Consider the following 13,624-nt stretch of genomic DNA (forward strand, 5'->3'; position numbering starts at 1 on the left):
CACACGCTAGGGCAGGCCACTAGGGTCGGGCCATGCCACGACGGACCGGTGCAAAGGTGCTCGCGATCGTCCTCGCCGGCGGAGAGGGGAAGCGGCTGATGCCGCTCACCGCCGACCGGGCCAAGCCTGCGGTGCCCTTCGCGGGCAACTACCGCCTCATCGACTTCGCGCTGTCGAACGTCGTCAACTCCGGCTACCGCAAGGTCGTCGTCCTCACCCAGTACAAGTCGCACTCCCTCGACCGCCACATCGCCCAGACCTGGCGGCTGACCACGCTGTTCGGCAACTACGTGGCGCCGGTGCCGGCCCAGCAGCGGATGGGCAAGCACTGGTACCTGGGCAGCGCCGACGCCATCCTGCAGAGCCTCAACCTGGTCCGTGACGAGCGCCCCGACTACGTGGTCGTGGCGGGCTCGGACAACGTGTTCCGGATGGACTTCTCGCAGATGCTCGACGCGCACATCGACACGGGCGTCGGCTGCACGGTCGCGGCGATCCGCCAGCCGCTGGGCCTGGCCGACCAGTTCGGCGTCATCGAGAACACCCCGGAGCGCCCGGACCGCATCGCCCGCTGGCGCGAGAAGCCGACCGACGCCGTGGGCCTGGCGGACTCCCCCGACGAGGTCCTGGCGTCGATGGGCAACTACATCTTCACGACCAAGGCGCTGATCGACGCCGTCACCGCCGACGCCGACGTCGAGGGCAGCAAGCACGACATGGGCGGCGACATCGTGCCCCGCTTCGTCGACGCCGACGACTGCGGCGTGTACGACTTCATCCGCAACGACGTGCCCGGCTCCACCGACCGCGACCGCGACTACTGGCGCGACGTGGGCTCCATCGACGCCTACTACGAGGCGCACATGGACCTGATCTCGGTGCACCCGGTGTTCAACCTCTACAACTACGACTGGCCGATCATCACGGCCCAGACGTACTACCCGCCGGCCAAGTTCGTGCACGGCTGGCAGGGCCGGATCGGGCACGCGGTCAACTCGATCGTCAGCCCGGGCTCGGTGGTCTCGGGGGCCTTCGTCGAGAACTCGGTGCTGAGCCCCAACGTCTACGTCCACTCCTGGGCCACGCTCAGCGACTCCGTCGTCATGGACAACGTGCAGATCGGCCGGCACGCCGTGGTGCGCCGGGCCATCATCGACAAGGACTGCGAGATCGGTGAGGGCGTGCGGATCGGCATCGACGCCGAGGAGGACCGGGCCCGCGGGCTGGTGGTCACCGAGTCCGGCCTGACGATCCTGCCCAAGGGCATGGTGCTCAACCGGTGAGCGCGACGGAGCCGACGGGCGCCCCCGGCTACGACGGGTCCCGGGCCGCGGCCGGCCGGCCGGTCCGGGTCGGGGTGCAGCTTCAGCCCCAGCACGCCACCTACGACCAGGTCCGGCACGCCGTGGACGCCGCCGAGGCCGCCGGCGTCGACGTCATCTTCAACTGGGACCACTTCTTCCCGCTGTACGGCGAGCCCGACGGCGCGCACTTCGAGTGCTGGACCATGCTCGGCGCCTGGGCCGAGCAGACCGGCCGCGCCGAGATCGGCGCGCTGGTCACCTGCAACAGCTACCGCAACCCGGAGCTGCTGGCCGACATGGCCCGCACCGTCGACCACATCAGCGGCGGCCGACTGATCCTCGGCATCGGGGCGGGCTGGTTCGAGCGGGACTACACCGAGTACGGCTACGAGTTCGGCACGGCCGGGCAGCGGCTCGCGTCCCTGGGCGACGCGCTGCCCCGCATCGAGGCCCGCTGGTCGGTGCTCAACCCGGCGCCCACCCGCAAGATCCCGGTCCTGGTGGGCGGCGGCGGCGAGAAGAAGACGCTGCGCATGACCGCGCGCCACGCGGACATCTGGCACGGCTTCGGTGACGCGGACGTCATCGCCCGCAAGCACCAGGTGCTCGACGAGTGGTGCGACTCCGAGGAGCGCGAGCCCTCGGCGGTCGAGCGCTCGGCCGGGGTCGAGGGCGCGCCCGACCAGCGCGCCGAGCGGCTGCTGGCCCTGGGCACCAGGCTGTTCACCGTCGGCACGGACGGCCCCGACTTCGACCTGACCACGGCGGTGCAGTGGCTGCGCTGGCGGGACCAGGTCAACGAGCGGGACGGCCTCGGCGGCTGAGCCGCGTCCCACCTAGGCTGGGGCGGTGACCAGCGGCCACGCACCCACCACCCTCCTGGTCACGGTGACCGGCCTCGACCGGCCCGGCGTGACCGCGGCCGTGTTCGCGGCGACCTCGGTCGCCGGGGTCGACGTGCTCGACGTGGAGCAGGTCGTGGTGCGCGGCCACCTGACCCTGGGCGTGCTGCTGGGCACCGCCGACGTGGCCCCGGCCGACCTGGACGGGCTGCGCGCGCGCCTGGCCGTGGCGGGGCAGGAGCTCGGGGTGTCGGTGGACACCGAGCCGGGCACGGGCGAGACGCCCGGACGGCGCGGCGGCCGGCTGCACGTCACCATGCTCGGCCGCCCGCTCGCCCCGACCGCCGTGCAGGCCGTGACCGCCGAGCTGGCCGCCCGCGGCGCCAACGTCGACCGGATCCGCCGGCTGGCGTCCGAGCCCGTGACGGCGCTCGAGCTGGACGTGTCCGGGGTGCCGGACCTGGGCGAGCTGCGCTCCAGCCTGACCCGGGCCGCGGTGGGCCACGGCGCCGACGTCGCCGTGTCACCGGCCGGCATCGTGCGCCACGGCCGCCGGCTGGTGGTCATGGACGTGGACTCGACCCTGATCCAGGACGAGGTCATCGAGCTGCTGGCCGCCGAGGCCGGCCGCGAGGCGGACGTGGCCGCGGTGACCGAGCGGGCCATGCGCGGCGAGCTGGACTTCGCCGCGTCCCTGCACGAGCGCTGCGCCGCCCTGGCCGGACTGCCGGTGTCGGTCTTCGGGGCCGTGCAGCAGCGGGTGCGCCTCACCCCCGGCGCCCGCACCCTGGTGCGCACCCTGCACGAGCTGGGCTTCACCGTCGCGCTGGTCTCCGGCGGGTTCATGGAGGTGGTCGGCCCGCTGGCCCGCTCGCTCGGCATCCGCGACGCCCGGGCCAACCGCCTCGAGGTCGCCGACGGCCGGCTGACCGGCCGGGTGCTCGGCACGGTCATGGACCGCCCGGGCAAGGCGACGGCGCTGCGCGACTTCGCCCGGGCCGAGGGGCTGACGATGGACCGCACCGTGGCCATCGGCGACGGCGCCAACGACCTCGACATGCTGGGCGCCGCAGGGCTCGGCGTGGCTTTCAACGCCAAGCCCGTGGTCCGCGAGCAGGCCGACGCGTCGTTGACGGGCCCCTACCTGGACTCGGTGCTGTTCCTGCTCGGGCTGTCGGCCGACGAGATCGCGGACGTGCAGACGTCCTGATCAGGTGCGCGGCACGACCACCCGGGACAGCACGACCCCACCCAGCGCGGTGTCGGCCCACTCGCTCCGCTGCCGCATCACGACGACCCCGGCGGTGGGGAACCGGTCGCTCAGCCCCGCCAGCTCCTGCGGGTCGGAGGTGTCGGGGTCGGCGAGCGTGCGGGCCAGGGTCGACAGGCCCGGCTCGTGGCCGAACACCGCGACCGTGTGCGCGTCGCCGCCGTGCTCCCGCACCAGCTCCAGGACCGTGTCGGCGTCGGCGTTGTACAGCCGCCGCTCGACGTGCACCTCGACCTCGGCGTCGGCCAGCGCACCCGAGGCCAGCTGCCAGGTCCCCGAGGCCCGCGCCGCGGTGGAGACCAGCGCCACGTCCGGCACCAGCCGCTCGGCGGCCAGCCAGGCCCCCAGCGCCACGGCGTCGCGCTCCCCGCGCTCGGTCAGCGGCCGGTCGTGGTCGGTGACGCCGTCCGGGTAGCCCGCCTTGGCGTGGCGCACGATGAGCAGCCGGCGCGACCCGCGGCGCGCGGTGGCGGCCACGTCAGACGCCCATGGCGTGGACGCCGCCGTCGACGTGGACGATCTCGGCCGTCGTGGCGGGGAACCAGTCCGACAGCAGCACGCAGCAGGCCCGGGCCGTGGGCTCCGGGTCCGACACGTCCCAGCCCAGCGGCGCCCGCTCGGCCCAGGTCGACTCGACGGCCTCCAGGCCGGGGATGGACGTGGCGGCCGTGGTGCGCAGCGGGCCGGCCGCGACCAGGTTGACCCGGATGCCGTCCGGTCCGAGGTCGCGGGCCAGGTAGCGCGAGGTCGACTCGAACGCGGCCTTGGCCACGCCCATCCAGTCGTACACCGGCCAGGCCACGCTGGCGTCGAAGGTCAGCCCCACGACGCTCGCCCCGGGGCCCAGGAGCGGCCGCGCGGCCATGGTGAGCGACTTCAGCGAGTAGGCCGACACCTGCACGGCCGTGGCCACGTCCTCCCACGGCGTGTGCAGGAAGTTGCCGCCCAGCGCGGTCTGCGGGGCGAAGCCGATCGAGTGCAGCACGCCGTCCAGGCCGTCCACGTGCTCGCCCACCCGCTCGGCCAGGGAGTCCAGGTGGTCGGTGTCGGTGACGTCCAGCTCGACCACCGGGGCCGGGGCCGGCAGGCGCCGGGCGATGGCCTGGGTGATCTTCATCATCCGCCCGAACGACGACAGCACCACGGTGGCGCCCTCGTCCTGGGCCAGGCGGGCCACGTGGAACGCGATCGAGTTGTCCTTGAGGACCCCCGTGACCAGCAGTCGCTTGCCCTCGAGCAGACCCATCAGTGATTCCTTCCGTAGGCGCGCACGCGCTGGTTCAGTGACCCATGCCCAGGCCGCCGTCCACGGGGACGACGGCACCGCTGACGTAGCCTGCCTGCTCGGCGACCAGGAAGGCGACCGCCGCGGCGACGTCGTCGACCGCGCCGAACCGGCCCGCCGGGATGGCGGACAGGTAGCGCTGGCTGGTGGCCTCGTCCAGGGCCGCCGTCATGTCGGTGTCGATGAAGCCCGGCGCCACGACGTTGACCGTGATGCCGCGCCCGCCCAGCTCGCGGGTGACGGAGCGGGCCAGACCGACCAGCCCCGCCTTGCTGGCGGAGTAGTTCGCCTGGCCGGGCCCGCCGTAGAGCCCGACCACGGAGCCGATCAGCACGACCCGGCCGTAGCGGGCCCGGATCATGCCCTTGCTGGCGCGTTTGAGGACCCGCCAGGAACCACCGAGGTTGGTGTCGACGACCGAGGCGAACTCGTCCTCCGACATCCGCATGAGCAGCTGGTCGGACGTGATGCCGGCGTTGGCGACGAGCACCTCGACGGGGCCTGCGGCCGCCTCGGCCTGCGTGAACGCCGCGTCCACCGACGCCGCGTCGGTGACGTCGCAGGCGACCACGCGCAGGCCGGCCGGGGCGTCCTCGCCCAGCGCGCCGCTGCGCGAGGTCACGGTGACGTCGTAGCCGTCGGCGAGCAGGCGGGTGGCGACACCGAGGCCGATCCCCCGGTTGCCGCCCGTGACGAGTGCGTGACGGGACCCTTCGGACATGCCGACGACGCTAGCCGATCGGCGGGGTCCGCCCGAGCGCCCGCCTGGACACCGAGCCCGGCGACCCGGCCGCCCGGCTAGGGTCCTGCCCGTGCGAGCCGTCGTGGTCCAGAGCTTCGGCGGTCCGGAGGTCCTCGTCGTGCACGAGGTCCCCGACCCGGTCCCGGGCGAGGGCGAGATGCTGGTCCGGGTGGAGGTCAGCGGCGTCAACTACGCCGACACCCACACCACCGAGAACACCTACCTGGCGCCGCAGCAGCTGCCCCTGGTGCCGGGCGCGGAGGTCGTGGGCCGGGTGGTCCGCACCGGCCCCGGCACCGACGAGTCGATGCTCGGTCGGCGCGTCGTCGCCCTGGTGCCCTCGGGCGGGTACGCGGAGCTGGCCGTCGTGCCGGTGGCCACGACCGTCGAGATCGGCGAGGACCTGCCCGGCCCGGAGGCCTGCGCCCTGGTGCTGCAGGGGGTCACGGCCTGGCACCTGCTGCGCTCCTCCACCCGGATGGCCACGGGCGAGGCCGTCGTGGTCCACAGCGCGGCCGGCGGCGTCGGCACCGTGGCGCTGCAGCTGGCCCGGCAGTGGAACGCCGGCCGGGTGATCGCCTCCGCGTCCACCCCCGACAAGCGCGCCGTGGTCGCCGACCTGGGCGCCGACGTCGTGGTGGACGTGAACGCCGCGGCCGACGCCGGGGGCGCCGGCGCCGTGCGCGACGTGCTGATGTCGGCCAACCACGGCGCCGGGGTGGACGTCGTCCTGGAGATGACCGGCGGGGACGTCTTCAACGGCTCCTACCTGGCGCTGGCCCCGCTGGGCCGCCTCGTGGTGTTCGGGCTGGCCTCGCGCCGAGCCGGGCGCAGCATCGCGCCGGTGGACCTGATGGCCTCATCCCGCACGGTCGCCGGGTTCTGGCTGCAGCACGCGCTGGCCCGGGGCGGGCTGGCCGCAGCCATGGACGAGCTGCTGTCCATGACCCGCTCCGGGCTGCTCCGCCCCGTGCTGGGCGGGGAGTACGCGCTGGCCGACGCGGCGCTGGCCCACGGCGACCTGCGCTCGCGCCGCACCACGGGCAAGGTCGTCCTGCGGGCGTGACCGCCAGGGTCCGGCCCGCCCGATACGGTCCGGGGGTGACCGGCACCCACGAGGTCGACAGCGACTTCCTCGCCCTGCCCCTGGACGCCCTCGCCGACGCCGCCCTGCAGGTGGCCCGCGACGCGGGCGCCAGCTACGCCGCCGTGCGGGTGCAGCGGGTCCGTGACGTCGTGGTCCGGGTGCGCGACCACGCCGTCGAGGGCACCAGCGACGAGACCGACGCGGGGCTCAGCGTCCGCGTGGTCCTCGACGGCGCCTGGGGCTTCGCCGCCACGGGCGAGCTGAGCACCACGGCGGCGGCGGCCACGGCCGCGCTGGCCCTGCGCTCGGCCGCGGTGGCCCGGCCGCTGGTGCGCCGCCGGGTCGAGCTGGCCCCCGTCCCCCGGCAGCAGGGCACCTGGGTGTCGGACTACGACGTCGACCCCACGACCGTCCCCGCCCACGAGCAGGCCGCCCTGCTGCAGGGCTGGACCGAGCAGGTGCTGCGGGCCGGGGCCACCCACGCCGACGCCACGGTGATGTCGGTCAAGGAGCAGAAGCTCTACGCCGACCTCGACGGCAGCCGCACGGTCCAGCAGCGCGTCCGGATGCACCCCGAGGTGACGGCCGTCGTGGCCGCCGACGGCGACGTCGACACGGTGCGAAGCCTGGCGCCGCCCGTGGGCCGCGGCTGGGAGTACCTGACCGCGCCGGGGGCGCCGCTGCCGGCGGAGGTGCCCGGCCTGGCCGAGGCCGCGCGGGAGAAGCTGGCCGCCCCGTCGGTGGCACCGGGCCGCTACGACCTGGTCATCGACCCCAGCCAGCTGTGGCTGACCATCCACGAGTCGGTCGCCCACGCCACCGAGCTCGACCGGGCGCTCGGCTACGAGGCCGCCTACGCCGGCACCTCGTTCGCCACGCCCGAGAAGCTGGGCACGCGCCGCTACGGCAGCCCGCTCATGCACGTGACCGGCGACCGGAGCGAGCCGCACGGGCTGTCGACGGTCGGCTGGGACGACGAGGGCGTGCCCGCCCAGCGCTGGGACATCGTCCGTGACGGCGTCCACGTCGGCTACCAGCTGGACCGGGCGATGGCCGCCGAGCGCGGCGAGCCGTCCAACGGCTGCGCCTACGCCGACACCGCCGTGCACGCCCCGCTGCAGCGCATGCCCAACGTGAGCCTGGCCGCCGACCCCGACGGGCCGGACCTGGCGGGCCTGGTCGCCGGGGTCGAGGACGGCATCCTCGTGCTGGGCGACCGGTCGTGGTCGATCGACATGCAGCGGTACAACTTCCAGTTCACCGGCCAGCAGTTCCACCGGATCAAGGGCGGCCGGCTGGCCGGGATGCTGCGCGACGTCGCCTACCAGGGCAGCACGCCGACGTTCTGGGCCGGGCTCAGCGCCGTCGGGGGCCCGTCGACCTGGTCCCTGCAGGGTGCGCTCAACTGCGGCAAGGGCCAGCCCGGGCAGGCCGCGCCCGTCAGCCACGGCTGCCCCGCCGTCGTCGTGTCGCAGGTCTCCGTGCTGAACACCGAGGAGGAGGGCGCATGACGCCGGAGCAGGTCGTCGAGCAGGCGCTGGCCGCCGGCCGCGCCGCAGGGGCCGACGACGTCGTGGTGGTCGTGGAGCGCCACGACGCGACCAACCTGCGCTGGGCCGCCAACCAGCTGACCACCACGGGCACCACCGGCACCACCTCGGTGGGGGTCGTGGCCGTCCAGGACTCGGCCGGCGGACGCGCCTACGGCAGCCTGACCCGCCAGGTGGCCGACGCCGCCCAGCTGGAGGCGCTGGTCGCCGACGCCGTCGCCGCGGCCCGCCGGGCGGCACCGGCCGAGGACGCGGCGCCGCTGCCGCCCGGGACGGCCCACGACGACTTCGCCGGGCAGCCCGAGCCCGCCTCGCCCGAGCGGCTGTCGGGCACCGCGGCGGCGCTGGGCCGGCTGTTCGATGTCGCCGAGGCCGAGGACCGCGAGCTGTTCGGCTTCGCCGAGCACGTCGTGACCACCACCTGGACCGGGACCAGCACCGGCACCCGGCACCGGGCCGTTGAGCCTTACGGCACCGTCGACCTCAACGGCAAGAGCCACGACCGGTCACGGTCCGCCTGGGCGGGCGCGGGCACCCGCGACTTCGCCGACGTGGACGTCGACGCCCTGGCCGCGCAGGTCGAGCAGGGCCTGGCCTGGCAGGCGCGCCGGGTCGACGTGACCCCGGGCCGGCACCGCGTGCTGCTGCCGCCCTCGGCCGTGGCCGACCTGATGGGCGAGTGGCTGTGGTCCGGTGACGCCCGCACGGCCTCGGAGGGCCGCGGTGTGTTCGCCCGCCCGGGCGGCGGCACCCGGGTCGGCGAACGGCTCACCGAGGTCCCCGTCACCGTCCGCGACGACCCGCACCACCCGGTCCTCGGCACCAGCGACCGGCTCTCGACCACCAGCACCGGACCGACGGCCAGCGTGTTCGACAACGGGCTGCCCGTTCCGGGCACCCGCTACCTCGACGAGGGCGTGCTGCGGGCGCTGCCCTCGACCCGGCACACCGCGGCGCTGGCCGGGGTGCCGCTGGCCCCCCTGGCGGGCAACCTGCTGGTGGAGGTGGCCGGTGGCCACGGCGACCTGGCCGACGTCGCCGCGCGGATGGGCGACGGCCTGCTGCTGACCTGCGTCTGGTACGTCCGCACCGTCGACGAGCAGACCATGCTGCTGACCGGCCTGACCCGCGACGGCGTGTACGTCGTGCGCGGCGGCGAGGTGGTCGGCGCGGCGGGCAACTTCCGGTTCAACGACTCCCCCGCGGCGCTGCTCGGGCGGGTGGCCGACGCGGGCGCGAGCCGCGTCTGCCTGCCCCGCGAGCTCGGCGACTACCTGCCACGGGCCTCGGCCCCGCCCCTGGTCGTGGAGGACTTCCACCTGTCGTCGGCGAGCGAGGCGTCCTGACGTACCGTTGCACCGTGGACAACGAGCCGCACCAGCCGGGACCGGCCCCGCGCGTCATCGAGGTCGAGCCGCTCCAGCGCATCACCAGCGCCCGCTCCTCGCACACGGCCGACGTGTCGCGCCGGATGCGCAACTACGCCTTCAGCATGGGCATCCGCACGCTGTGCGTCATCGGGTTCATCCTGCTCATCCCCCACTGGACGGCCTGGCTGTTCGTGCCCGGCGCCGTCGTCCTGCCCTACGTCGCGGTCCTGCTGGCCAACGCCGGGCCGGAGCGGACGCTGCGCTCGGTGGCCCCCGTCAGCCCGCTCGACGTCCAGGTCCAGGCCCTGCCGCCGCGACGCGACGACGCCGCCTGACCGTGGTCCTGCCGCCCGACGACGAACCGGCACGCTGCAGCGCCAAGGGCTGCCGGGCCGACGCGGTGTGGGCGCTGCGCTGGAACAACCCCGCCCTGCACACGCCCGAGCGGCGCAAGCTGTGGGCGGCGTGCGAGGAGCACCGTGACCACCTGGCCGGCTTCCTGACCGCCCGCGGCTTCCTGCGTGACGTGGTGCCGCTGGCCGAGGCCGAGCCCGACCCGGGACCCGCGTGAGGGCCGCGCTGCGCGACCCGCGCTGGCTGGCCGGGCTCGCGGTCGCGGTCGTCTTCGCGCTGGCGTGCGTGTGGCTGGCGCAGTGGCAGCTGGACCGCCGGGTGGCCCGGGCCGAGCGCAACGCGGCCGTGCTGGAGAACTACGACGCGGCCCCCGCGCCGCTGGCCGACGTCCTGACGGACCCCGCGGCCGAGCTGGGGGTGGCCGGTGAGTGGCAGCCGGTGGCGCTGCGCGGGCGCTACGACGACGAGCGCACCGTGCTGGTGCGCAACCGGCCGCAGGGGGGCAGCAACGGCTACCTGGTGACGACGCCGTTCGTCGTGGCCGACCCGGGCACGACCGTGCTGCTGGTGCGGGGCTGGCTGCCCTCGGGGGCGGACGCCTCCTCGCCCGGGGCGGTGCCCCCGGCCCCCGCCGGGCAGGTCGACGTGCTGGCCCGGCTCCGGGCGGCCGAGCCGACCACGACGCGGCAGGCGCCCGCGGGCCAGGCCTACCGGGTGGCCCCCGTCGAGCTGCTGGCCGGGGCGTCGGACCCCGCGGCGGGCACGGCGGGAGGAGCCACCGTGACCGGCGCCTACGGCGTGGTGGCCACCGAGGCCGGTGGCGCGCCCGCCGGCCTGGCCCCGGTGCCGCGCCCCGACACCGACCCCGGCCCGCACCTGGCCTACGGCGTGCAGTGGTACCTGTTCGCGCTGGCCGGGCTCGGCATCTGGGTGGTCCTGGCCCGCCGCCACGCCGGCGAGCAGGCCGAGCGCGCGACGGCTTCCGGGGCCGGCGGGCCGGACCGCGGCGACGGCACGGGGCCCGACGGCCCACCGGACGGGGCCGGCCCGGGCGGGCCGCGGGCCCGGGGCGGGAGCGGCCGCGGCGCCCGCGAGGACTGGGTGTACGAACCCGGCCGGTGAAGCGCGGGACCCGGGGGCCCGGGGTGCGCCACTATGGGGCGTATGGACTGTGGGCTCGAGGGTCGCGTGTACGTCGTCACCGGTGGCTCCAGCGGCCTGGGCCTGGCCACGGCCCGGCAGCTCATGGCCGACGGCGCCAAGGTGGTCCTGTGCGGTCGTGACGAGGCCCGGCTCGAGGCGGCGGTGACCGACCTGGGCGACGGCGACGGCGTCATGGCCATCCCCGGCGACCTGGCCGACCCCTCCACCTCGGGCCGGCTGGTGGCCAGCGCCAACGCCCGCTTCGGCCGCCTCGACGGCGCCGTGGTCAGCGTCGGCGGGCCGCCGGCCGTCCGCACCTACGAGGCGACGGACGAGCAGTGGCGCTCGGCCTTCGAGTCGGTGTTCCTCGGGGCGGTCCGCCTGACCACGGCCGTCGCCCGCAGCGCGGGGTTCGAGGGCGGGTCCGTCGTGCTGGTGCTGTCCACCTCGGTCCGCCAGCCCATCAGCGGCCTGGGCATCAGCAACGGCCTGCGGCCGGGGCTGGCGATGGTGGCCAAGGAGCTCGCCGACGAGCTCGGCCCGGTGGGGCTGCGCGTCAACGCGATCCTGCCGGGCCGGTTCGACACCGAGCGGGTGCGCGAGATCGAGCAGGCCACGGGCGACGCGGCCTCGGCCCGGGCGGAGTTCGAGGCGTCCGTCCCGCTGCGCCGCATCGGCATGCCGGAGGAGTTCGCCCGGGTGGCCGCGTTCCTCGTCTCCCCCGCGGCGTCCTACGTCACGGGCACCTCGGTCACGGTGGACGGCGGGCTCACCCGCTCGCCGTGAGCGCCCCGTCCCCCAGCTCCTGGTGCCCGTCGAGCAGCTGGGTCCGGTACAGCCGCGCGTAGGCGCCGTCGGCCGCCAGCAGCTCCTCGTGCGTGCCCTGCTCCACGAGCCGGCCGGCCGCCACGACCACCACCAGGTCCGCGTCGCGCACCGTGCTCAGCCGGTGCGCCACCACGATCGCGGTCCGGCCGGCCAGGGTGCGGCGCAGCGCCTCCTGCACCGCGGCCTCCGAGGCCGAGTCCAGGTGGGCGGTCGCCTCGTCCAGGACGACGACGCCGGGGTCGCGCAGCAGCAGCCTCGCGATGGCGATGCGCTGCTTCTCCCCGCCCGACAGCCGGTGCCCCCGGTCGCCGACCACCGTGTCCAGGCCGTCGGGCAGCGAGCGCACCAGGGTCGCCACCTGGGCGTCGGCCAGCGCCTGCCACAGCCGCTCGTCGTCGGCCGTGGGGTCGGCGTAGAGCAGGTTGGCGCGCAGCGAGTCGTGGAACAGGTGGGCGTCCTGCGACACCACCCCCACGGACTGGCGCATCGACGTGGTGGCCACGTCGCGGACGTCGTGGCCGCCCAGCAGCACGCGCCCGGTGCTGACGTCGTGCAGCCGGGACACCAGCCCCGTCAGGGTGGTCTTGCCCGCACCCGACGGCCCGACCAGGGCCACGGTCCGCCCGGCCGGCACGACGAGGTCGACCCCGGCCAGCGCCGGCGCGTCACCCCTGGTGTCGGGGGCCCCGGGCGTCTCCAGGGACGGCAGCGACACCAGCGACGCGCTCGGGTAGGTGAACGACACGTCCTCCAGCCGCACCTCCAGCGGTCCCGCGGGCAGCCGCACCGGGTCGTCGGCCTCGCGGACCAGCGGCGGCAGGTCGAGGACCTCGAAGACCCGCTCGAACGACACCACCGCGGTCATCACGTCGATGCGGACGTTGGACAGCGCCGTCAGGGGCCCGTACAGCCGCCCCAGCAGGGTGGCCAGCGCCAGCAGCGTTCCGACCGTGAGCGTGCCGGAGATGGCCAGCAGGCCGCCCACGCCGTAGGTGAGGGCCGTGGCCACGGCGGCGACGAGCCCGAGGGCCACCACGAAGAACCGGTTCGCCATGGCGATCCGGATGCCCACGTCGCGGACCCGCGCCGCCCGCTCCGCGTACTCGTGGCTCTCGGTCGCCGGCACACCCAGCAGGCGGACCAGGAGCGCGCCACCGACGTTGAACCGCTCGGTCATCCGGTTGCCCAGGTCGGCGTTGAGGGCGAACGACTCCCGGGTCAGCAGCTGCAGCCGCCGGCCGACGTAGCGGGCCGGGACCAGGAACACCGGGACCAGCAGCAGCGAGGCCAGCGTGATCTGCCAGGACAGGGTGAGCATGACCACGACGACCGCGACCACGCTGACCACGTTGCTCACCACGCCGGACAGCACCGTGGTGAACGCCCGCTGCGCGCCGATGACGTCGGTGTTCAGCCGGGTGACCAGCGAGCCGGTCTGGGTCCGGGTGAAGAACGCGATGGGCTGGGACTGCACGTGGTCGAAGACCTCGGTCCGCAGGTCGTAGATCAGGCCCTCGCCGATCTTCGCGCTCAGCCAGCGCAGCACGAGCGTGACCACGGCCTCGGCCAGCGCCACCCCCAGGGCCACCCCGGCCAGGACGAGGACCAGCTGCCGGTCCCCCTGGTTCACGCCGTCGTCGACCAGGCGCTGCAGCAGCAGCGGGGTGACCACCACCAGGCCGGCGGACAGGCCCGTCAGCAGCAGGAACACCGCCACGGCCCGCTTGTACTGGCCGGCGTAGGAGGCGATGCGCCGCCAGGTGGCCCGGTCGACGTCGCGCCCGGCGACGCTGCGGTCCAGGCGGTAGCTGCGGGCGGCGCGACCGCCGGAGAATGTGCTCATCAGCGG

The 13,624-nt window shown here is 75.2% G+C and carries 14 protein-coding genes; 10 read left to right on the forward strand and 4 right to left on the reverse strand.

The window, feature by feature from the left end; all coding sequences use genetic code 11:
- Nucleotides 1-32 precede the first annotated feature (32 nt).
- The 3 genes from glgC to serB are packed head-to-tail and all read left to right on the forward strand — an operon-like array spanning nucleotide 33 to nucleotide 3,356.
- Complete coding sequence (glgC, locus tag SJY06_RS14110) at nucleotides 33-1,283, forward strand: glucose-1-phosphate adenylyltransferase (protein ID WP_380168174.1); 1,251 nt, start codon at nucleotides 33-35, stop codon at nucleotides 1,281-1,283.
- Complete coding sequence (locus SJY06_RS14115) at nucleotides 1,280-2,128, forward strand: LLM class F420-dependent oxidoreductase (protein WP_380168175.1); 849 nt, start codon at nucleotides 1,280-1,282, stop codon at nucleotides 2,126-2,128. The genes glgC and SJY06_RS14115 overlap by 4 nt, the downstream gene beginning before the upstream one ends.
- A gap of 25 nt (nucleotides 2,129-2,153) precedes the next feature.
- Nucleotides 2,154-3,356 (forward strand): phosphoserine phosphatase SerB, encoded by a 1,203-nt coding sequence (serB, locus tag SJY06_RS14120; protein WP_380168176.1) that lies wholly within the window; start codon nucleotides 2,154-2,156, stop codon nucleotides 3,354-3,356.
- Here the strand turns inward: serB and SJY06_RS14125 are convergent, their stop codons facing one another.
- From SJY06_RS14125 to fabG, 3 genes are read right to left on the reverse strand one after another with little or no spacing between them, the layout of a single operon-like run.
- Nucleotides 3,357-3,893, reverse strand: coding sequence for a SixA phosphatase family protein (locus tag SJY06_RS14125; protein ID WP_380168177.1), 537 nt, complete (start codon nucleotides 3,891-3,893; stop codon nucleotides 3,357-3,359).
- 1 nt (nucleotide 3,894) lies between these two features.
- Nucleotides 3,895-4,662: an enoyl-ACP reductase FabI gene (gene fabI, locus SJY06_RS14130; RefSeq protein ID WP_380168178.1), complete on the reverse strand. Its 768-nt coding sequence runs from the start codon at nucleotides 4,660-4,662 to the stop codon at nucleotides 3,895-3,897.
- A 34-nt stretch (nucleotides 4,663-4,696) separates the two neighbouring features.
- The gene (gene fabG / locus SJY06_RS14135; protein WP_380168179.1) at nucleotides 4,697-5,422 is read right to left on the reverse strand and encodes a 3-oxoacyl-ACP reductase FabG; all 726 of its coding nucleotides are present in this window, start codon (nucleotides 5,420-5,422) and stop codon (nucleotides 4,697-4,699) included.
- A gap of 91 nt (nucleotides 5,423-5,513) precedes the next feature.
- On the opposite strand from fabG, the gene SJY06_RS14140 reads away from it, so the two are divergent.
- The 7 genes from SJY06_RS14140 (at nucleotide 5,514) to SJY06_RS14170 (ending at nucleotide 11,733) form a co-directional block, all read left to right on the forward strand.
- Entirely contained in the window at nucleotides 5,514-6,509 is a 996-nt protein-coding gene (locus tag SJY06_RS14140) for a zinc-binding alcohol dehydrogenase family protein (RefSeq protein ID WP_380168180.1), read from the forward strand.
- 35 nt (nucleotides 6,510-6,544) lie between these two features.
- Entirely contained in the window at nucleotides 6,545-8,041 is a 1,497-nt protein-coding gene (locus tag SJY06_RS14145; protein ID WP_380168181.1) for a TldD/PmbA family protein, read from the forward strand.
- Entirely contained in the window at nucleotides 8,038-9,426 is a 1,389-nt protein-coding gene (locus SJY06_RS14150) for a metallopeptidase TldD-related protein (protein ID WP_380168182.1), read from the forward strand. The genes SJY06_RS14145 and SJY06_RS14150 overlap by 4 nt, the downstream gene beginning before the upstream one ends.
- 14 nt (nucleotides 9,427-9,440) lie before the next feature.
- Nucleotides 9,441-9,785, forward strand: coding sequence for a DUF3099 domain-containing protein (locus SJY06_RS14155; protein WP_380168183.1), 345 nt, complete (start codon nucleotides 9,441-9,443; stop codon nucleotides 9,783-9,785).
- Nucleotides 9,786-9,787: 2 nt separating this feature from the next.
- Nucleotides 9,788-10,021 (forward strand): hypothetical protein, encoded by a 234-nt coding sequence (locus tag SJY06_RS14160; RefSeq protein ID WP_380168184.1) that lies wholly within the window; start codon nucleotides 9,788-9,790, stop codon nucleotides 10,019-10,021.
- A complete protein-coding gene (locus SJY06_RS14165) occupies nucleotides 10,018-10,926 on the forward strand; it encodes an SURF1 family protein (RefSeq protein WP_380168185.1) in 909 nt (302 codons plus the stop codon). Before SJY06_RS14160 ends, SJY06_RS14165 begins: the two co-directional genes overlap by 4 nt.
- 66 nt (nucleotides 10,927-10,992) lie before the next feature.
- A complete protein-coding gene (locus SJY06_RS14170) occupies nucleotides 10,993-11,733 on the forward strand; it encodes an SDR family oxidoreductase (RefSeq protein ID WP_380168186.1) in 741 nt (246 codons plus the stop codon).
- Here the strand turns inward: SJY06_RS14170 and SJY06_RS14175 are convergent.
- Nucleotides 11,717-13,618 (reverse strand): ABC transporter ATP-binding protein, encoded by a 1,902-nt coding sequence (locus SJY06_RS14175; RefSeq protein WP_380168187.1) that lies wholly within the window; start codon nucleotides 13,616-13,618, stop codon nucleotides 11,717-11,719. The genes SJY06_RS14170 and SJY06_RS14175 overlap by 17 nt on opposite strands.
- Between the last annotated feature and the right edge of the window lie 6 nt (nucleotides 13,619-13,624).

Source organism: Jannaschia sp. R86511 (genome assembly GCF_042466345.1).
In the GTDB taxonomy this organism is placed as follows: domain Bacteria; phylum Actinomycetota; class Actinomycetes; order Actinomycetales; family JBBAYJ01; genus Aquipuribacter.

Excerpts from the sequence above, each read along its gene's own strand:
- SJY06_RS14150 (WP_380168182.1), top strand. The coding sequence starts at position 8,038 with ATGACGCCGGAGCAGGTCGTCGAGCAGGCGCTGGCCGCCGGCCGCGCC.
- fabG (WP_380168179.1), bottom strand. The coding sequence starts at position 5,422 with ATGTCCGAAGGGTCCCGTCACGCACTCGTCACGGGCGGCAACCGGGGG.
- glgC (WP_380168174.1), top strand. The coding sequence starts at position 33 with ATGCCACGACGGACCGGTGCAAAGGTGCTCGCGATCGTCCTCGCCGGC.
- SJY06_RS14175 (WP_380168187.1), bottom strand. The coding sequence starts at position 13,618 with ATGAGCACATTCTCCGGCGGTCGCGCCGCCCGCAGCTACCGCCTGGAC.
- fabI (WP_380168178.1), bottom strand. The coding sequence starts at position 4,662 with ATGGGTCTGCTCGAGGGCAAGCGACTGCTGGTCACGGGGGTCCTCAAG.